Origin of the sequence: Actibacterium mucosum KCTC 23349, assembly GCF_000647975.1 — a bacterium.
In the GTDB taxonomy this organism is placed as follows: domain Bacteria; phylum Pseudomonadota; class Alphaproteobacteria; order Rhodobacterales; family Rhodobacteraceae; genus Actibacterium; species Actibacterium mucosum.
Window position 1 is genome coordinate 69,661 of the sequence record NZ_JFKE01000004.1, and the last position, 19,254, is coordinate 88,914.

Here is a 19,254-nt window from a genome sequence, read left to right on the forward strand (position 1 = left end):
TCTTGTTGCAATTGGCCCTCCCTTACCGTCTTGGACGACAAAAGGCGAGACCTACGCACCCACTGCCTTGCGGACCATGTCCCAATAGTGGTTCGCGATCTCTTCGACGCTCAGCCGTCCATCATCCCGGAACCACGTTGTCACACCGGTCAACATGGCAATCACCGCCATACCGGCAAGCTTTACATCACCCACGTGAAACGCGCCGGCACCCTGACCGTCCTGCAGGATATTCTCCAAAACCATCTCATAGGCTTTTCGCTGCACTTCGATCCGCGCGAAATTCTGAGCCTCGAGATTGCGCAATTCCATGTAGGCGATGAACACAGCGTCGGGACGTTGCAGATGAAAATGGATGTGGTGACGTGTAAACGCCTGCAACCGGTCCATTGGCGTGCCACCGGGATCCGCATCACTCCACGATTGCAGAAGGCTCTGCATATGTGTGGACATCATGTCGTAAAGCAGGCTCTGCTTGTCAGGGGTGTAGTTGTACAGAGCCCCGGCCTGCACCCCTACCTCGCCCGCGATTTGGCGCATCGACACCGCGGCATATCCGTGGCGGGCAAAAAGTCGCTCGGCCGCTTCGCGCACCAAAGGCCCCGTAATTTCCGAGTGAGAGCCTGTTTTACGCGCCATGTCCCGCCTTTCTGAACGATTGTTCATTTTGAATAACGCGCGTGCCGCTTGCTGTCCATCGGCGGGTCGGGATATGGTCGCGCCGAACGTTACCCGGGGCATTGATGCGACACACGCTGATCTTGATTCTGATTGCGGCCCTGCCAGGGTGCACGACCTTTCCGGATGTTGATATTGCATTGGCCGCAGACGGCGACGACGCAACGACACCTGAAATTCGGCCGATCGGGGAATTGCTGGCTTCGATCGACGCGGCGCGCCTGACACCGGAAAGCGGCCTGACCCTTGCCGCACGCGCGGCAAGCCTGCGCAGCCGTGCACGGGCGATCAATGGACAGGTTTTGACCAATCGTGAGCGCCGCAAATTGCGGCAAGCGATACTCCGACACCGGCGCGAGCGCTAACCCGCGTTGCATGCCCCCGCGCAAACCGGTAACACCCCTGCGAATACAGAATTTTCGGGAGATATCCGAATGACCACCCCGTTGCGCCTTGGGATTGCCGGGCTTGGAACCGTCGGCATCGGCGTTGTGAAGATCGTGCAGAGCCATGGCGAGCTGTTGAGCAACCGCGCAGGCCGCCCGGTTCAGATCAGCGCCGTCTCGGCCCGCAGCCGCGACAAGGACCGGGGCGTTGATTTGAGCAGCTATGCCTGGGAAGACGATGCCGTTGCTCTGGCCAAACGTGACGACGTTGATGTTCTGGTAGAGCTTATCGGCGGAACCGAAGGGCCCGCCTTTGATGCCGTAACCGCCGCATTGAACGAAGGCAAAGACGTGGTTACCGCCAACAAAGCGCTTTTGGCCGTACATGGCCAACCGCTGGCTGAACTGGCCGAAGCCAAGGGATGCGCGATTCGGTTTGAGGCCGCGGTTGCCGGTGGCATTCCAGTTATCAAAGCACTGACAGAAGGTTTGGCCGGAAACGCAATCAACCGCGTCATGGGCGTGATGAACGGCACCTGCAATTATATCCTCACCCGGATGCAATCTGCGGGCCTGAGCTATGACGAGGTGTTTCAGGAAGCCAGCGATCTTGGTTACCTGGAGGCTGATCCAAATCTGGACGTTGGCGGGATCGATGCCGGGCACAAGCTGGCGCTGTTGGCTTCTATCGCTTTTGGCACCCAGCTTAAGTTCGACAAGATGGAGCTGGAAGGTATTCAGCGCGTCACCATCGAGGACATCAACCATGCTGCCGATCTGGGCTTTCGCATCAAGCTGCTGGGCGTTGCACAGATGACCGGGCGCGGGCTGGAACAACGCATGTCACCCTGCCTGGTGCCAACCAATTCGCCGCTGGGTCAGCTTGAGAATGCCACCAACATGGTGGTGCTGGAAGGCGACGCCGTCGGACAAATCGTTCTGCGTGGGGCCGGTGCGGGCGAAGGACCAACGGCCAGTGCGGTGATGGGCGACGTGATGGATTTGGCGCGTGGCAGCCGATTGCCGGTCTTTGGTCAGCCGGTGGATATGCTGGTGGATGCTCCGTCGGCTCGCGTGGCAGCCCCGGCCCCCTACTACCTGCGCCTGAACCTCACGGACAAACCCGGTGCGATGGCCAAGGTGGCCTCGGTTCTGGGCGATGCCGGCATCTCTATCGATCGGATGCGCCAATATGGCCACGACGACAGCACAGCACCCGTACTCTTTGTTACCCACAAAACCACGCGCGACGCGCTGGATCACGCGATCAGCGGCCTTGATGCCACCGGCGTGGTCGAAGACGCTCCAGTCGCCTTGCGTATAGAAGCATTCTGACCCACCAGCCTTTCATCCCAAGGATTTCTCCCCATGCCCACCGCACCTGATTTCAACGACCGTATGCTTTCACTGGGCCTTGCCCGTGTGTCCGAGGCTGCCGCCATGGCGTCCGCCGGGCTGGTAGGGCGCGGCGACGAGAAAGCCGCAGACCAAGCCGCTGTAAACGCCATGCGCGATCAGCTGAACAAGCTGGATATTCAAGGGGTTGTGGTCATCGGTGAAGGTGAACGCGACGAGGCACCGATGCTGTATATTGGCGAGGAAGTGGGGGCTGGCAACGGCCCCGCCGTTGATATCGCGCTGGATCCGCTGGAAGGCACCACCCTGACCGCCAAGGACATGCCAAACGCGCTGACCGTGATTGCCATGGCCCCACGCGGCACCCTGCTGCACGCGCCCGATGTCTATATGGACAAGCTGGCGATTGGCCCGGGGTATGAGACCGACGTTGTTTCGTTGGACATGACACCCACCGAGCGCGTGAATGCGCTGGCCAAGGCCAAGGGCTGCGCGCCGGAAAACATCACAGTCTGTGCTCTGGAACGTCCGCGCCACGAGGCCATGGTGGCCGAGCTGCGCGCCACCGGCGCCGCGATCCGCCTGATCACCGATGGCGACGTGGCTGGCGTGATCCACTGTGCCGAGGCCGAGATCACCGGCATTGACATGTATATGGGGTCTGGCGGCGCGCCAGAGGGCGTGCTGGCCGCGTCGGCCTTGAAATGCATGGGCGGACAGATGTGGGGTCGACTGATGTTCCGCAATGATGACGAACGTGGCCGCGCCGCCAAGGCGGGTATTACCGATCTGAACCGGATTTACAGCCGCGATGATCTGGTCACCGGCGATGTGATTTTTGCTGCAACTGGTGTCACCGACGGCTCGATCGTCAAGGGCATCAAGCGTGAACCCACGCATCTGACCACCGAGACCATCCTGATGCGTTCGAAAACCGGGTCGGTGCGGCGCATGCTCTACCGTAACCCGGTGAAGTGAGCGATGCAGGTGCATTCCTTGGCGTTGACCGGTCCCTGACCGGTCGTCGCTGGCTTGGCCCCACCGACGACTCGCGCCGGGCCGCCGAGGCTCTGGCGCAACAAACCACGTTACCCTTGTCGGTCGCGCAAGTGCTGGCAAACCGGGGCGTGGATGCCGCCGGTGCCGAGGGTTTTCTGACACCGACCCTACGAGACCTGCTGCCCGACCCACGGGGCCTGCGAGATTTGGAGGTCGCCGCGACCCGCTTTCTGGCCGCCGTTCGGGCGCAACAGAGAATCGCGGTTTTCGGCGATTACGACGTGGATGGCGGCGCTTCATCCGCTTTGCTGATCACTTGGCTGCGCCAGATGGGCCTGCCCTGCACGCTTTATATCCCCGACCGAATTGACGAAGGTTACGGCCCGAACGCGCCGGCCATGGCCGCGTTGGCCGCTGAACATGATCTGATCATCTGCGTTGACTGTGGGACACTGTCCCACGACGCCATCGCCGCGGCGGATGGCGCGGATGTTGTGGTGCTGGACCACCACCTTGGCGGCGAGACCCTGCCCCCCGCGCTGGCCGTGGTGAATCCGAACCGACAGGATGAAACCGGTGATTTGGGTCATCTCTGTGCCGCCGCCGTTGTGTTTCTGATGCTGGTAGAAGCTGGGCGTCAGCTGCGTGAAGCGGGTCAAAAAGGGCCAGATCTGATGGCCATGTTGGACCTTGTCGCGCTCGCCACCGTGGCCGATGTGGCGCCCCTGATCGGGGTGAACCGGGCCTTTGTGCGGCAAGGGCTGACCGTAATGGCGCGCCGGGCGCGCCCCGGTTTGGTGGCTTTGGGGGATTTGGCACGACTTGATACTGCTCCGTCAGCCTATCATCTGGGGTTCGTTCTGGGCCCGCGGATTAACGCGGGCGGACGCATTGGGCAGGCAGACCTGGGCGCACGACTGTTGGCAACCGACAATCCTGCCGAGGCTGCACAATTGGCTGCACGTCTGGACGCATTGAATACGGATCGCCGCGCGGTTGAGGCGCAGGTGCGCGAAGAAGCCATGGCCCAGGCCGAGGCGCGCGGGCTGGACGCCCCGCTTGTCTGGGCCGCCGGCGACGGCTGGCATCCCGGAGTGGTGGGCATCGTCGCGGCCCGACTTAAAGAAGCTACAAACAGACCGGCCGTCGTGATTGGTCTTGAGGGCGATCTTGGCAAAGGCTCGGGCCGTTCTGTTTCTGGCATCGATCTTGGCGCGGCGATTCATCGGGTTGCGCATGAAGAATTGCTGATCAAGGGCGGTGGCCACAAGATGGCCGCGGGTTTGACCGTTGCGCGCGACCAGTTAGAACCGGCCATGGCGCGCCTGTCTGCACTGTTGGCCAAGCAAGGTGCAGACAAGATTGGCCCGGCCGACCTGAAACTGGGCGGTATCCTGATGCCCGAGGCCGCGCGGGTTGAGTTGATCGAAACGCTGGAAAAGGCTGGGCCATTCGGCGCCGGCGCGCCCGCCCCGCGGTTCGTGTTTCCCGATATGCGGATCAGTTTTGCCAAACGGGTCGGCGACAGCCACCTGCGACTGACGTTCGGCGCGACCGGTGGTGCACGCCTGGAGGCCATCGCCTTTGGCGCGTTCGATACACCTCTTGGCCCCGCCTTGGAGCAACATAACGGCGCTGCTTTTCACCTGGCCGGGCGCCTTGAAATCAACGAATGGGGCGGCCGGCGCAAACCACAATTGCGCTTGGAAGACGCGGCAACAGCCGGTTGAGAATTTTCCGGAATTTTCTGCAAAAACCCTCTTGCACCCCCCCGGCGTTTTGCCTAAACAACGCCTCACGCAACGCGGCGCTCCGTTCGTCTATCGGTTAGGACGCCAGGTTTTCAACCTGGAAAGAGGGGTTCGATTCCCCTACGGAGTACCACGATTGCGGATTTTTCCGCAAAACAGGTTCAGTAAAAACGCTATACAGCGGCTTGTTTTTGCTGACTTTTCAGATCTTCAAACATCGTTGCCTGCGCCCGTCCGGCATGTTTGGACGCGTAGGTTGCCGTATCCGTATCCGCAAGAATTCGATCCGCATTGGGCTCTGCGTAAAGCGTGGACTGGGCTATGCCGATACTGGCCGAAATACGGCAAACCGCATCGCCGAAATCTATTGGCACTTCCAACCCATCAATTACCCGCAGCGCGATCTTCATCAATGCCTCTCGCGAAACGCAATCGGCGAGGATCAAAAGAAACTCGTCTCCACCGATCCGAACCGCAAGGTCATCTTCCTCAATTTCGGCACAAAGAACCTTTGCGACGTGAACCAGAACATGGTCACCGGCAGCATGGCCATAGGTGTCATTGACCTGCTTGAAAAAATCCAGGTCAATATGGACAAGGGCAAAGTCCCGCGCGCCGTCGATCAACCGTGCAAGGGCGGCATCCATGGCGCGCCGATTGTGAAGACCGGTTAACGTGTCGGTAAAGGCCCGCTTTTCGGCCTCGTTGCGTGCATTCTCAAGGCGACGGGTCAGTGAATTCAGTTCCCCCGTAACTGCGCTTTTGGCCTCCACGAGGTAAAGCATCTCTACCGCTAGATCGGTAGGCGCAAAGTCGCCCAGGTTCAGATCGTAGGTTGAAACTGCATCCACAACGCCGATTCCGAACGACAGGTTGATGACAGCCCCGCCATCTTCCGTTCGCGCCCAAACACCGCGCAGGGTGCCTTTGTCTTTTTGCCCCACGAAACCAAGATGAACCTGCCCGCCCAACTGCTTCAAAAGCTGAGCAAGTGCATGTGTCCCACGCGGGCGTTTCACTTCGAAAACCTCCAGAACATGCGCGCCGACCAGTTCCCGCCCCGGGCAAATCTTGTTCAGCGTTGGCCCTGCGAAAGTAATCATGCCCTCGCCACTGATACACATGCTCATGGGCATCAGCTGCGCCAACGCAGCATCACTCAGGGTCTTCTGGATCGTGGTCATCTTTTTATCCTGCACCCGAGGCCAGCCTGAAGCTGCGCCCCTCGGTATGGCTGCTATCCAGCAACTCGATTGAAATCTCGGCGGCTTCGCCGGGTTTTGACGGGGGTACAAGATCAATCAATACAAGCGCGCCATAATCATCGGCCATCGCCCACAAAACGCCCTGAAGAACCTGGGAAGTCCCAGGAAATGGTTCGCTGCAAATCAACTGAAACCGGGTTGGCGGCTCGTCGCGCACCTCGATCACCGGCATGTCCAGATCGGGCACGGCCAGTTGGGCACGGTCGCGTAAATCTTCCAAAGAGTGGAGAAAGCCGACAAAGTCCTCGCCACCAAAGCGCAGCAGACGGCGTACGCGTTCTTCATTGCCATGGGATACAATGAAAGACCCCAGATCTTCCAAGAGTGCCGCCCGGGGTTTCCCCAGAACCGATTCTGCCGATTCCAACAGGGCATGAGTGACGCCGGTGTCGTAGGACAACATCGCTTCAAACCCTTCGGTCGGAGCACCAGCTTTCTTCGACATTTCAACCCACTTGGCGGGGCCGTAGTTGTCTTGCAAAAAGATTTGCAGCGATCTGTTGATCAAGCCATGCACAGCATTTTTCCCTTCGAGGCTCGCTAAACGCTAGCCCCGCTGGGTTAACAATTGCCGAATGCATGCAGCTTTCTGTGTGCCGGGCCTAGGCGGCCTGCGCGGAAAGGTATCCCGGCAGATGCCCGATATCTGGCAAGACAATATCCGCCAGATCCGCCAGATCAGCCGCAGTTGCCAAACCGGTCAAAACACCCACGGTACCCATTCCGGCCGCCCGTCCCGCCAACAAGTCATGGCGGCTGTCACCAACCATCAGAATGCGACCGGGATGAATGCCCGTTAAATCTGCGAATGCAAGCAGCTGCCCAGTCGCCGGCTTGGCTCCAAAACCTGAATCGCAACCGGCCACAAACTCAAATTTCTCAATAATTCCAGCGCGTTGAAGATGGGTCTTTGCAGGTGCTTCGGCATCGTTGGTTGCCACCCCCAGGCGAACGCCACCCGCGATCAACGCGCTTAGAAGCGGCTGCAGCGGCGTGGCCTCCTGCATCGGCGCCTCGGCGGCTGAACGGTTCATGCGCATCACCAATGCTGCGGGCGACGAACCCGGCAGGAACGGCAACAAAAGCGAGGCCACTTCGGACGGTGTCCCGGCAATCGCCGGGCTATCCGGGGCAAATCTCTGAGCGGCCACGTCGAAACCGATGGCCGTGCCCATTTGCCGAATGCGTTGAGCGTCACCACCACCAATGGTCGACAGAAAATCCATGGCCCATGCGTTCCACGTTGCCTGGAAATCGAACAAGGTTCCATCCTTGTCGAAGATAATACCTTCGATCCCGTTCATGTCACGATGTCCTCCCTGCCCGCAACTATGGGTGGATTTGCGTGTTCGATCAAGAGTCGGAATTCAGAACGTTGTTCACGTCCAATGCACCTGCTCGCCGCCGGGCAGGGCAAATCGCGCCTCTTGAACAGCAGTATTCGGGTGCCCAAGATCCGCACATAGCGCGATGACCCACGCGTCGTCCATCGACAAAAAATCTAAAACGGAAACAAGGAACTCGGCCTCACCGGCCCGTGCGCGCAGATCGTCTGACGACAATCCCGAGGCGCCAAGGAAAACGGGCAGTAACTCGTCGTTCGCAACCAGCCAGGACAGGGCCTGTAACGCGAATGTTTCCGCCTGAACCTGTTTCACCAAGGATATCCTAAAGGGTTTGTTAACACTTCGTGCGCATTACTAGCGCAAATGGAGACCCGCGAACAATAACCACCGTTTCACAGGCAAGGAGTACGTTATGCCGGGGCGAATCCTCGTTGTCGATGACGTAGCCACAAATCGTATCGTTATGAAAGTACGCCTGTCGGATGCTTACTATGACGTGCTGCAGGCAGATTCAGGAACCACCGCGCTTGAGATGGTGCACCGGGAAAAACCGGCTTTGGTCTTGCTTGATATGGTCATGCAAGACAAATCAGGTTTGGAGGTCTGCCGGGAGCTGAAGGCCAATCCCGACACGGCGCACATCCCGGTCATCATGATCACCGCAGCCAGGCAACCCCGCCAGAAACTGCGTGCCCTTCAGGCCGGCGCCGACGATTTTCTGACCAAGCCGCTGGACGAGATGATGCTGCTTTCCCGCGTACGGTGCCTGCTGCGCGCCCGCGCGGCAGAGCAAGAGCTTGCCCTGCGCGAAGGCACACAACGCGCATTGGGCTTTCACGAGCCCGAGCAATTCTTTGTGCCTGCCGGGCGGATTGCCCTGATTGCCAACAAGCGCGAAGAAGCCCTTGGTTGGAAATCCGCGCTGAAGGGCAAGGTATCGGGCGAGCTTCATGTCATGACACGTGCGCAGGCCTTGGCCAGCACCGAAAAAGATGTTCCGGACATCTTTGTTATCGCGTCAGACCTTGACCGCCGGGGGGGCGGGTTAACGATGCTGACCGACTTGCGCTCACGGCAGGCAACGCGCCATGCGGGCGTTGTGATGGTCGTGGACGAAAATGCGCGGGAAACCGCCGCAATGGCCCTGGACCTTGGGGCCAACGACCTGGTCACCGCACCCTTCGAAACCGAAGAAATGGCGCTGCGCCTGATGACGCAGATGCAACGCAAGGCGCAGGCAGACCGATTGCGCACCTCGTTGCAGGATGGGTTGCAAATGGCTGTTACGGACCCGCTGACCGGGTTGTTCAACCGGCGATACGCCATGCCGCATCTGTCCGCGATGGCCGAACAGGCACAGGCAAAGAATGCGCCATTCTGTGTTTTGCAGCTGGATGTAGACCGGTTCAAACAAGTGAATGATCGCTATGGCCATCCTGCGGGCGACGCCGTTTTGGAACAGTTGGCCCGCCAATTGCGCAGCGAGACACGGGCCGTTGATATGGTCGCCCGGACTGGAGGCGAAGAGTTCCTGATTGCCATGCCGGACACCGGGGAAGACGAGGCCGCTGAAATCGCCGAACGCTTGCGCCATCGCATTGCCGAAACACCGATCCTGCTGCCCGGCGGAAAGGGCGCATTGGCTGTATCGGTCAGTATTGGCATGGCCATGTGGCACAGCCGCAGCTGCACCGTCGATGATCTGATGGAGCGATCAGACTCGGCGCTTTATGCCGCCAAGGCTGACGGCCGCAACAAGGTAGCCGCCGCCTAGTCCTGCTGGATAGCGGGTCGTTTGCGGTCAGGGCCACGCTTCAGCGCTTGCTGCATGCGATCAGCAAGTGCTGCGCGATCCTCTGCTGTCATCTCTGTCAGCTGAAGAAGCAACTGCGCCCGAACCTTGGTGACCTGACCGTTCACGCGGGCCTCCTGCGCGGTCATGATGCGTTCTACGGCCTTGGGGTCAAAAGGTTCAGCACGCAAGGCTGACACGAGATCATGAAATCCCTTTCGAACCTCGCGGCGGGCTTGCCTGATCTCGTCGCGTTGCCCATGCAGCGATTGTTGCAACTTGGTACGGTTGTCTTCGTCCAGCACCTTCATCAAGGGGCCATAATTCAACAACTCCGGAGGCACCCGCCCCGCCTGTCGCGGATCATTGCGATTGGCTGCAACACCCAACACCAAACCCACCACCAACAGGTTCACTGCCAGCGAAGCAACGAGCGCTATGCGCAATCCGCGCCCGGCACGCGGTTGTTTCGAACTCTCGTTCATGCGTCATCTCCGGCCAAAAGGTAGTCATAGCTGGGCACCAGATCACCCAGCCCATAAGCGCTGTCGGCGGATGGCCAGATTGCTCCGGTCACGGCGTTCAAGCTGCCCGGTTCGGTATAGCCCAGCCAAACACCGGCAACGGTCGCCGTTGCCAGCCCCGTTACTGTCGGCCAGCCCCCCAGCGCGGCCAGAACCCAACCCAGCCCGCGCCGTTTTGGCGAGGCCATTGGGGCCATTTGCGGCATCTCGCGCAGGGCATCCTGGGCGACCCTTTCAAAAAGGGCAGCTGGCGGTACAGGCTGATCGGCCCGCACGGCATCAAACAGCGCATCCAGCGCGGCCTCATCCTTTATCTGTTCATCGCGTTCCGTCATCTTCATACCCCAAAGCTGCGCGTTGCCCCGAAAGCTGTTTGGCCAGTTGCCGCTTACCCCTTGCGGTCAAACTTTCCACAGCTTCCACGCTGATCTCAAGAATTTCGGCGATCTCGGGGTTCGACAGCCCCTCGATATGCCTGAGTACCACGGCCTGCCGCTGCCGGTCCGGTAAGGATTGCAGTGCCGCCTCAAGTGCGGATGCCCGAGCCGAAGCCAGCATCTGCGCCTCGACCCCAGGGCTGTTATCGGCGGTCTCATCCGCCGCGTCCAACCCCGTATCCCGGCGTTTACGCAGCCGGTCTGTGCACAGGTTTGCCACCACGCGATACAGCCATGTTGTTACCTTGGCCTCGCCCTGCCGCCACTTCGGTGCAATCCGCCACAGACGCAGCATTGCTTCCTGCGCCACGTCCTCGGCCTCGGCCCCGTCGCCAAGCACGCGCAACGCGTGGCCGTAAAGGCGCGGTGTCAGCCGCAGCGTCAACAGACGGGCGGCGCTGGCATCCCCATTGCCGTACCCGATCAAAAGCGCTTCGTCCGAAACCTCGGTTTGTGCATCAAAGGCCATTTCCATACTGCCCAAGGCCTAGCCTGTTCCTGTGAGTGGGACAATGGGCACGGGCCAGCCAGGGACGTTGGCCAGCCCGTGCAAAGCGTCAGAGGGTTAACGACGCTTATGCTTGCCACGCATCGCTTCGAACTCTTCAAGGCTCAGCGCGCCATCGCCGTTGGTGTCGAGCCGGGCAAAGACATCTTCGCGGGCGGCAATCTCTTCGACGCTCAGCAGACCGTCACCATTGGTGTCCTTGCGCTCGACCATACGGGCGGCGAATTCTGCGCGGCGGTCATCGCTGACACCTTCACGCCCGCCCTCACGGAACTTGCCTTTGCGCGGGCTGGCCTCGGCCATTTCTTCCGGGCTCAGCAGACCGTCACCGTTGGCATCCACCTCGGCAAAACGCTCGGCCGCTTTGGCCTCGAACTCGGCCTGGGTGATGGTGCCGCTGCCGTCCGTGTCCAACGTTTCGAACATTTTGGCGGCACGTTCGCCTTTGCCACCTTCCCCGCTTGCAGCCATAACCGGCAGCGCGGTTGCGCCCAGAACAGTTGCCAGCCCGATCGCGGTCAAAGTCTTGATTTTCATATCAGTATCTCCTGCATTGTGTTGCACGCCGTCTCGTCCGGCGTTCACAAGGTCAAACGCGGGGGCACAGCGTTTCCGTCGCAAAAGTTCGATTTTTTTTGCGACATGGCGCCGCAACGGCGTTTTGTCCTCTTTTTTATGGAGGTCGCGTTCTTATTCTCTTGTCCAACGCCGCGCCCGGAACGGGTGCGTGACATTTCGAGAGCTGAACATGACAACCTTAGTTGAACGCGAGCTGAAGCCGGCGCTGATCCACGGCTGGCGGCGCAAGTGCCCCAATTGCGGGGCCGGGCCAATGATGCAGGGGTACCTGAAGGTGCGCGATACCTGTTCGGTCTGTAACGAGCCGCTGCACCACCAACGGGCCGATGACGGCCCGGCCTACCTGACAATCCTGATCGTGGGCCACCTTATGGCCCCGCTGATCCTTTGGGTTTACACGGAATACCGTCCGGACCCCTTGGTGATGATTTCCATCTTTTCGGTTGGCTGCGTGGCTTTGTCGCTTTACCTTCTGCCAAGGCTCAAGGGTGCATTGGTTGCCCTGCAATGGGCTAAACGGATGCATGGGTTCGGAGCAAGCAACTGACAGACGTACCGATACGCGACGCCGCCACGCTGATCCTGCTGCGCGGCAGTGGTGATCGGGCGCGGGTGTTGATGGGGCAGCGCGGCAAGTCCGCGGCCTTCATGCCCAACAAATACGTTTTTCCCGGCGGTGCGGTGGACGCGGCGGATGCCGACATACCTCTGGCGGGTCTGCCCTCGGCACAATGCATGGACCGGTTGACTCTGCAATCCGGCCCGGTGCCGCCTGTTGGTATTGTTGCGGCTGCCATTCGTGAGCTTTGGGAAGAGACTGGTCTGATCCTTGGCAAAGCCGGATCCTGGCCGCGCCTTGTGCCCGCCGATTGGCGCGAATTTGCGGAACTGGGGTACCGCCCCGATGCCTCGGCCCTGCGGTTCATCTTTCGCGCCATCACCCCTCCGGGTGCTCCTCGCCGGTTTGATGCGCGGTTCTTTTTGGCAGACGCCGACCATCTTGCAAACGACCCCGATGATTTCACCAATGCGCAAGACGAGTTGAGCCATTTGCATTGGGTTCCTTTAGCCGAGGCGCGGAAACTGGACCTGCCATTTGTGACCGAGGTTGTGTTGGCCGAGATTGCAGGCTTGCTGCGGCGCGGTGAACCCGATGACGCCATACCCTTCTTTGACAATACCGGCCCCGAAGGCCGCCTGACCCGCCTAGCCTGACAGGATCACCCCAACGACCGAGGCCGCCAGCAGCGCGATCCCCAATAGCTCGCGCCGATTAGGCATTTCCGACAGCAGGATGGCCGAAACGAGGATCGAAAAGATCAACTCCACCTGCCCTACGGCGCGGACGATGGCGGCGTTTTGCAATGTGAATGCGGTGAACCACCCAAGGCTGCCCAACATTCCGGTTACGCCCACGGCTGCCGTCACCCGCCAGGCGCGGGCGACCGCCTGCAATGCGCCCGGCTCGCGCCAACGCAGCCACACTGCCATTCCCAGTGACTGCATCGTGGTTACGGCCGCCAATGCCACTGCTGCGCGCAGGAAATAAGGCGCATCTCCCAGCGCCAGAGTGGCGCCGCGATACCCGATGGCAGACATCGCAAAGCAACCACCTGCCAACAGGCCCAGCCCAGCCGAAGGTCCGTCCAGCCGCAGCCCCGCGTTCTTGGGCAACGACAGCAAAACCACTGCGACCACCCCAATCGCCATAGCGGCAATCGCGGCGTTGCTGACGCCCTCGCCCAGGATCAACAGCGAAAACCCCGCCACCATCAGCGTTTCGGACTTGGTAAAGGCGATGCCCACTGCAAAGTTGCGTCGGGCAAACAGCGCCACGGTGGCCATAGTGGCCACCACTTGGCAAAATCCCCCAACCGCGCCATAGGCCCAGAAGGTGGGCGGCAGGCCCGGCATGTCAGCGCCAGTTGTTGTCAACACGGCCAGCGTCAGCCCAATGGCCAGTGGCGCGGCAAACACAAACCGCGCGAAGCTTGCCGCGCCGGTGCTAAGCCCCGCGGTCTTTAGCTGCTTTTGCAGAAAAAACCGCCAGGTCTGCACCGCCGCAGCGGCCAGCGTTATGGGGATCCAAAGCGGCAACTGCCGGGCTTAGAACGGCAACGGATGCGCTTTGTGCACCTCTTCGATGTCTGCCAGAACCTCATCGGACAGCGTCACATCAACGGTCCCAAGAATGGTCTCCAGCTGCGCGGTTGATGTGGCGCCAATGATCGGGACAACCGGGAACGGGCGTGACATCACAAAGGCAACCGCCATTTGCACCGGGTCCAGACCGTGCTTGCGCGCCAGGTCGATATAGGCGGTTGCGGCCGCCCACGAACGCGGCGTGATCCGACCATTGAGGGTGTCATTGATCGACCGACGGCTAAGCGGTGGCGTCACGTCGCCGGCGTATTTCCCGCTGAGGAACCCGGCAGCCAGCGGGGTGTATGCCAGCAATGTCACCTGCTCGTTCACGCCCAGCTCGGCCAGATCGCTGTCGTACAGTCGGCACAGCAGCGAATACTCGTTCTGGATGGTTTCCACGCGCGGCCCACCGGTGACCTCGGCCCTTTGCAGCCATTGCGCCGTGCCCCACGCAGTTTCATTCGACAGCCCGAAATGGCGCAGTTTGCCGGCCTTCACCAATTCGTCCAGCGTATCCAACACCTCGTCCATATGTTCGATGACCTCGGCCTTGTTCTGTGCCGAGGCATCATAGCTCCAGAACTGCCTGAAATGATACGAACCCCGGTTGGGCCAATGCAGCTGATAGATGTCGATCATATCTGTCTGCAGGCGTTTCAGCGATGCCTCGAACGCCTCGGTGATCGTGGCCCGGCTGATGGGGGCACCATCGCGCACGGCGGCCATGCCCGCACCGGACACTTTGGTGGCAATGATCACATCATTACGCCGCCCGGTCTTTGCGTTCCATGTTCCGATGATCTCTTCGGTGCGGCCCACTGTTTCGGCGCGGACCGGGTTCACCGGGTACATCTCCGCCGTATCGATGAAGTTGATTCCGCGATCCAGTGCCATATCGATTTGTGCATGGCCCTGGCTTTCGGTGTTCTGGCTGCCCCATGTCATTGAGCCCAGACAAATCTCGGAAACGGTCAGATCGGTCTGACCGAGTTGTAGCATGCGCATCCCGCGCCCCCCGTTTATGTATTAATTTCGCAGCCAAATTGAGGGGCCGGGCGACAAAGGGCAAGGGCAATTTTTGCCCAATTCAGGCCCGCCCCACTTGAGAACAAAAAGAGAACATGATAGTTTACCCCCATGACCGCACAGCTTTTGCCCCGTAGCGCGCGCCGCGCCCCCCAAATCTTGCAGGTTTTGGACAAGTTGGAGTTTGCCACCGGCCGCGCCCACGAGATCTGTGGCCCCGCACGCCGCACGCTTAGCCTGACAGTTGCGGCGGCCACGCAGGGCCCGGTTTTCTGGATTCAACCCTCGTGGATGCCCGACCGGCTGTACCCTGACACGGTGAACCGGCTGCTGCCACCGGGGCGGTTGACCTATATCGACCCGCAACGGCCCGAGGATCTGCTGTGGACGATGGAAGAGGTTTTGCGTAGCGGCGCGGTACCTTTGGTGGTCGCCGACCTGCACGCGGTGCCGGGCCTGACCGCGGTGCGCCGGCTGCATCTGGCAGCGGAAACGGGGGCCGAGGGGAATGGTTTTGCGCCGCTGGGCCTGATCCTGACCGCCGGGGATGGCGGTGCGCCTGGGGTCGAAACCCGCCATCACATCGCGCCCGATCACGCCGCTGACCTCAGCGCATGGCGGCTGGAACGCCGCCGCGCCCGCACCGCGCCACCATGCAGCTGGCAGATGCGGCGTGAAGGAGGCCAGTTCTGCCTGCATCCCCCGAAAAACGTCGCCACGCCAGCTCTGGCATGACTGCAACTTGCGAAAACATACGCCTTCCCTAGCCATCGCGGCACGCCTGCGCTAAACGAAGCCAGAACGCAAGAAAGGCTATGGAAATGGCGCGCATACTCATCACCTCGGCCCTGCCCTATATCAATGGCATCAAGCATCTGGGCAATCTCGTCGGCAGCCAGCTGCCCGCTGACTTATACGCCCGCTACATGCGTCAGCGCGGTCACGAGGTTATGTTCATCTGCGCCACCGATGAACACGGCACCCCGGCCGAGCTGGCCGCCGCCAAAACGGGCGAGGACGTCGCCGATTACTGCGCCCGTATGCATGGCGAACAATCAAAGCTGGCCGAAGGGTTTCGGCTGTCATTCGACCATTACGGACGTTCCTCGTCGCCGCAGAACCACGAGTTGACCCAGTATTTTGCCGGTCGCTTGGCCGAAAACGGGTTCATTCAGGAAGTGTCCGAAAAACAAGTCTATTCCAACGCTGATGGCCGCTTCCTGCCTGACCGCTATATCGAGGGCACCTGCCCCAATTGCGGCTATGACCGCGCCCGCGGCGACCAATGCGAAAACTGCACCAAACAGTTGGACCCGACCGACCTGATCAACCCACGCAGCGCCATTTCCGGTTCTACCGACCTGGAAGTGCGCGAGACCAAGCATCTGTACCTGCGCCAATCCGCCCTGAAGGACGAGATCGACGCATGGATCGACAGCCAGCAAGGCTGGCCCCTGCTGACCACCTCGATCGCCAAGAAATGGCTGCACGATGGCGACGGGTTGCAGGATCGCGGCATCACGCGCGACCTGAAATGGGGTGTGCCGGTCAAGAAGGGCGACGACGATTGGCCCGGCATGGAGGGCAAGGTCTTTTATGTTTGGTTCGATGCCCCCATCGAATACATCGCGGCCACCGCAGAATGGGCCGAGGCCCAAGGCAAGACCGCGGCCGACTGGGAACGCTGGTGGCGCACCGACAAAGGCGCCGAGGATGTTCGATATGTGCAATTCATGGGCAAGGATAACGTGCCCTTCCACACGCTCAGCTTTCCCGCCACCCTTATGGGGTCACGCGATCCGTGGAAGAAGGTCGACTATATTAAGTCCTTCAATTATTTGAACTATGATGGTGGGCAGTTCTCAACCAGCCAGGGCCGTGGCGTGTTCATGGACCAGGCGCTTGAAATCTTACCGGCGGATTACTGGCGTTGGTGGCTTCTAAGTCATGCCCCGGAAAGTTCGGATAGTGAATTTACGTGGGAGAGCTTTCAGACAGCTGCCAACAAGGATTTGGCCGATGTGTTGGGCAATTTCGTCAGCCGCGTGACCAAGTTCTGCCGCTCGAAGTTTTCCGAGGCGGTGCCCGAAGGCGGTGATTGGGGCGACCGTGAAAACGAATTGATTGCCGACCTGACCACCCGCGTCCGCACCTATGAAGGGCATATGGAGGCGATGGACGTGCGCAAAGCCGCGACCGAACTGCGGACGATCTGGGTGTCTGGCAACGAATATCTGCAATCGGCCGCGCCGTGGTCGACCTTCAAGGAAGACCCTGCTGCCGCCGCAGCACAGATCCGTCTGGCGCTGAACCTGATCCGTCTTTATGCGATCCTGTCCCGGCCCTTTATTCCAGATGCAGCGGACAGCCTGATGGCGTCCATGGGCACCGACAATTGGGACTGGCCAGGTGAAATAAACGCGGCTTTGCAGAATCTGCCGGTGGGCCATGCCTTTACCGTGCCCGAAGTGACCTTTGCCAAGATCACCGATGAGCAGCGCGAGGAATGGGTCGCCAAATTCGCGGGCCAACGCAGCTGAGCCCCTGTTCAGCCGCGATTATCGCGGCTGACGCAGCACCCCGGCGGGCGGCAGGATGGTCCCTGCCACTTCGTGATCCACCGTGTCATGGTTAAACCAGAACCGCTCGGTTCCAGTGTCGCGCACGCGCACGGCCTCGGGCAGGTTCATCGTGGTCACGCCGGCGTTCTGACAGGCGCGCCGCAGGATCCGGCGCATGGCCTCACCGTCGCCCCAACCGGCCACATAGGTCAGGTTGCCTGCCTGCATCACAGCTGGGTGGCCGTCGGCGCAGACCTCGACCCGCTCGGCCTGCCCTTCCAGAATCTCGCGATAGCCGATGAAGCTGCCACCTTGGCTCAGCGCCTCGGGACAATCCACGCGAAGGCTTTCCAGCCGCGCAACCGTCACGTCCAGCCCCGGCACAGCAGGTGGCAAGGGCACCGGAATGGTCATGTCACCGTCCCGCGCCGCTGTTCGCGGGCCAAGAACCACCTGCGCATCGCTTTTTGTCAGCGCTGCCTTCAAGTCGTCAGGCATGTGCATCATCCCCGGTGCGGCGACCACGCCGTAAGCCGCGAAATCGCGGGTTGAGGGCGGCAGGATGTCCACCGACAATCCCAATCGACGCAGCGCCCGATACCAATCCAGCACCAAGCCAAAATAGCTCAACCCCGCCCCATGCGGTTGTACCGACCATGCCCAGTCGGCGTCATAATCAAAGATCAGCGCAACCGGCGCCTGCGCCGGTTCACCCTCGCCGAAATCGCCCAGTTCGCTGGCCACGCGTTGTACCTCGGCCAACGCTGGCGCAGGCGCACTGTCGGGACGCAGCAATCCCGAGTGCAACTGCTCCTGCGCCATCGGCGCCTGCCGCCAGCGGAAGTAACACACCGCCTCGGCCCCGTGAGCAAAGGCCTCCCAGCTCCACAACCGAACCATGCCGGGCAGCGGCGCAGGGTTGGACGGGGCCCAGTTCACCGGGCCGGGCTGCTGCTCCATCACCCACCAGCGCCCGCGTCCCACGGCGCGGTAAAGGTCGTGGTGAAAGGCCTGGAAATCCGGATCACCCTGTCGGGCAAAGCGGCGTTGTTGCTCGGGCGTAGCGCCAACGCGATCTTCCAGAAAGCCCAGCGGATAGCTGTCCCAACTGGCGATATCCAGATCCTCACCCACCGCGAAATGGTCGAAATCCGTAATCCGCCCCATATAGTTATGCGCCACCGGCGCTTTGGACTTGGCGCGAATGATCGCCACTTGCCGCCGGTTAAACGCCACAACCTGGTCTGAGCTAAACCGCCGAAATGCCAGTGCATGTGCCGGGTTGGGCTCGGTCACGGTCAGGTTCGGCAGATCAACCTGATCAAACCGATCATAGTCCATCGACCAGAAAATATTGCCCCAGGCATCGTTCAGCGCGCCGATGGTTTCATAGCGCGCTTCCAGCCACTTCTGAAACGCCCCGCGCGCTGCACCGGAATAAGAGATCACTGTGTCATGGCAGCCATATTCATTGTCGGTCTGCCACGCCGCAACATGCGGATTGTCACCATACCGGTCCGCCAGCAGCCCCACGATCCGGTCGCATTCCTGTGCATAGCCTTCGTGGCTGAAACAATAATGTCGACGCGAGCCAAATTTGCGCGGGCGACCTTCGGCATCTACGGCCAGCATGTCGGGATGCCGGTCCACCATCCAACGCGGTGGCGTTGCCGTTGGTGTGCCCAACACCACTTTCAACCCGGCACCACCCAGCACCGCAATAGCGCGGTCCAGCCAGTCAAATTGAAGCTCACCCGGCGACGGTTCCAACCGCGACCAGGCAAATTCGCCAATCCGCACCCAAAGGATGCCACTTTTGGCCATCAGGCGTGCGTCTTCGGCCCATTGATCCTGCGGCCAATGTTCGGGGTAATAGCAAACCCCCAGCGTGCGTTGCATGT

General features: G+C 60.7%; 21 protein-coding genes and 1 tRNA gene. 10 read left to right on the forward strand and 12 right to left on the reverse strand.

Annotation, left to right across the window (positions count from 1 at the left end; genetic code table 11):
- Positions 1-51: 51 nt before the first annotated feature.
- Complete coding sequence (locus ACMU_RS09625) at positions 52-639, reverse strand: TetR/AcrR family transcriptional regulator (RefSeq protein ID WP_035259034.1); 588 nt, start codon at positions 637-639, stop codon at positions 52-54.
- 104 nt (positions 640-743) lie between these two features.
- On the opposite strand from ACMU_RS09625, the gene ACMU_RS09630 reads away from it, so the two are divergent.
- The 5 genes from ACMU_RS09630 (at position 744) to ACMU_RS09650 (ending at position 5,303) form a co-directional block, all read left to right on the forward strand.
- Positions 744-1,043, forward strand: a complete 300-nt coding sequence (locus ACMU_RS09630; protein WP_051588230.1) for a hypothetical protein — start codon at positions 744-746, stop codon at positions 1,041-1,043.
- Between the two features lie 69 nt (positions 1,044-1,112).
- Positions 1,113-2,399 (forward strand): homoserine dehydrogenase, encoded by a 1,287-nt coding sequence (locus ACMU_RS09635; protein ID WP_035259036.1) that lies wholly within the window; start codon positions 1,113-1,115, stop codon positions 2,397-2,399.
- A 33-nt stretch (positions 2,400-2,432) separates the two neighbouring features.
- The gene (gene glpX, locus ACMU_RS09640) at positions 2,433-3,398 is read left to right on the forward strand and encodes a class II fructose-bisphosphatase (RefSeq protein ID WP_035259038.1); all 966 of its coding nucleotides are present in this window, start codon (positions 2,433-2,435) and stop codon (positions 3,396-3,398) included.
- Entirely contained in the window at positions 3,395-5,149 is a 1,755-nt protein-coding gene (gene recJ / locus ACMU_RS09645) for a single-stranded-DNA-specific exonuclease RecJ (RefSeq protein ID WP_035259040.1), read from the forward strand. Before glpX ends, recJ begins: the two co-directional genes overlap by 4 nt.
- Before the next feature lie 79 nt (positions 5,150-5,228).
- Positions 5,229-5,303, forward strand: a tRNA-Glu gene (locus ACMU_RS09650).
- Positions 5,304-5,343: 40 nt separating this feature from the next.
- Here ACMU_RS09650 and ACMU_RS09655 read toward each other — a convergent pair.
- The 4 genes from ACMU_RS09655 to ACMU_RS09670 all read right to left on the reverse strand — a co-directional run bounded on the left by ACMU_RS09655 (position 5,344) and on the right by ACMU_RS09670 (position 8,093).
- On the reverse strand, positions 5,344-6,354 hold the full coding sequence (locus ACMU_RS09655) for a GGDEF domain-containing protein (RefSeq protein WP_035259042.1): 1,011 nt from the start codon (positions 6,352-6,354) through the stop codon (positions 5,344-5,346).
- A 4-nt stretch (positions 6,355-6,358) separates the two neighbouring features.
- Positions 6,359-6,952 carry a heme NO-binding domain-containing protein gene (locus ACMU_RS09660; protein ID WP_035259045.1) on the reverse strand — a complete coding sequence of 198 codons (594 nt, stop codon included), beginning with the start codon at positions 6,950-6,952 and terminating at the stop codon, positions 6,359-6,361.
- 85 nt (positions 6,953-7,037) lie between these two features.
- Positions 7,038-7,739, reverse strand: a complete 702-nt coding sequence (locus tag ACMU_RS09665) for an HAD family hydrolase (RefSeq protein ID WP_035259046.1) — start codon at positions 7,737-7,739, stop codon at positions 7,038-7,040.
- Between the two features lie 75 nt (positions 7,740-7,814).
- The gene (locus ACMU_RS09670) at positions 7,815-8,093 is read right to left on the reverse strand and encodes a DUF3572 domain-containing protein (RefSeq protein WP_081805507.1); all 279 of its coding nucleotides are present in this window, start codon (positions 8,091-8,093) and stop codon (positions 7,815-7,817) included.
- Positions 8,094-8,193: 100 nt separating this feature from the next.
- Here ACMU_RS09670 and ACMU_RS09675 point away from each other — a divergent pair, with 100 nt between their 5' ends.
- Positions 8,194-9,555, forward strand: coding sequence for a diguanylate cyclase (locus ACMU_RS09675; protein ID WP_035259051.1), 1,362 nt, complete (start codon positions 8,194-8,196; stop codon positions 9,553-9,555).
- Here ACMU_RS09675 and ACMU_RS18755 read toward each other — a convergent pair.
- The 4 genes from ACMU_RS18755 to ACMU_RS09695 form a co-directional block, all read right to left on the reverse strand.
- Positions 9,552-10,058 (reverse strand): periplasmic heavy metal sensor, encoded by a 507-nt coding sequence (locus tag ACMU_RS18755; RefSeq protein WP_051588231.1) that lies wholly within the window; start codon positions 10,056-10,058, stop codon positions 9,552-9,554. The two genes, ACMU_RS09675 and ACMU_RS18755, sit on opposite strands and share 4 nt — an antisense overlap.
- On the reverse strand, positions 10,055-10,432 hold the full coding sequence (locus ACMU_RS09685) for a hypothetical protein (protein WP_051588232.1): 378 nt from the start codon (positions 10,430-10,432) through the stop codon (positions 10,055-10,057). Before ACMU_RS09685 ends, ACMU_RS18755 begins: the two co-directional genes overlap by 4 nt.
- Positions 10,416-11,009, reverse strand: a complete 594-nt coding sequence (locus ACMU_RS09690) for an RNA polymerase sigma factor (RefSeq protein WP_035259052.1) — start codon at positions 11,007-11,009, stop codon at positions 10,416-10,418. The genes ACMU_RS09685 and ACMU_RS09690 overlap by 17 nt, the downstream gene beginning before the upstream one ends.
- Positions 11,010-11,099: 90 nt before the next feature.
- Positions 11,100-11,579 carry an EF-hand domain-containing protein gene (locus tag ACMU_RS09695; protein WP_051588233.1) on the reverse strand — a complete coding sequence of 160 codons (480 nt, stop codon included), beginning with the start codon at positions 11,577-11,579 and terminating at the stop codon, positions 11,100-11,102.
- Positions 11,580-11,790: 211 nt separating this feature from the next.
- Between ACMU_RS09695 and ACMU_RS09700 the strand changes: the two genes are divergently transcribed.
- On the forward strand, positions 11,791-12,168 hold the full coding sequence (locus ACMU_RS09700; RefSeq protein ID WP_035259054.1) for a DUF983 domain-containing protein: 378 nt from the start codon (positions 11,791-11,793) through the stop codon (positions 12,166-12,168).
- 71 nt (positions 12,169-12,239) lie between these two features.
- Positions 12,240-12,836: an NUDIX hydrolase gene (locus tag ACMU_RS09705; protein ID WP_161635660.1), complete on the forward strand. Its 597-nt coding sequence runs from the start codon at positions 12,240-12,242 to the stop codon at positions 12,834-12,836.
- Here ACMU_RS09705 and ACMU_RS09710 read toward each other — a convergent pair.
- Entirely contained in the window at positions 12,828-13,718 is an 891-nt protein-coding gene (locus tag ACMU_RS09710) for a DMT family transporter (RefSeq protein ID WP_035259058.1), read from the reverse strand. The two genes, ACMU_RS09705 and ACMU_RS09710, sit on opposite strands and share 9 nt — an antisense overlap.
- 9 nt (positions 13,719-13,727) lie before the next feature.
- The gene (locus ACMU_RS09715; RefSeq protein WP_035259060.1) at positions 13,728-14,771 is read right to left on the reverse strand and encodes an aldo/keto reductase; all 1,044 of its coding nucleotides are present in this window, start codon (positions 14,769-14,771) and stop codon (positions 13,728-13,730) included.
- Between the two features lie 132 nt (positions 14,772-14,903).
- On the opposite strand from ACMU_RS09715, the gene ACMU_RS09720 reads away from it, so the two are divergent.
- Together ACMU_RS09720 and metG are read left to right on the forward strand one after the other, a co-directional pair.
- Positions 14,904-15,527, forward strand: coding sequence for an ImuA family protein (locus ACMU_RS09720; RefSeq protein WP_035259062.1), 624 nt, complete (start codon positions 14,904-14,906; stop codon positions 15,525-15,527).
- 86 nt (positions 15,528-15,613) lie between these two features.
- Entirely contained in the window at positions 15,614-17,332 is a 1,719-nt protein-coding gene (gene metG / locus ACMU_RS09725; RefSeq protein ID WP_035259691.1) for a methionine--tRNA ligase, read from the forward strand.
- A gap of 18 nt (positions 17,333-17,350) precedes the next feature.
- Here metG and ACMU_RS09730 read toward each other — a convergent pair whose 3' ends face one another.
- Entirely contained in the window at positions 17,351-19,252 is a 1,902-nt protein-coding gene (locus ACMU_RS09730) for a beta-galactosidase (RefSeq protein ID WP_035259693.1), read from the reverse strand.
- Positions 19,253-19,254 lie beyond the last annotated feature (2 nt).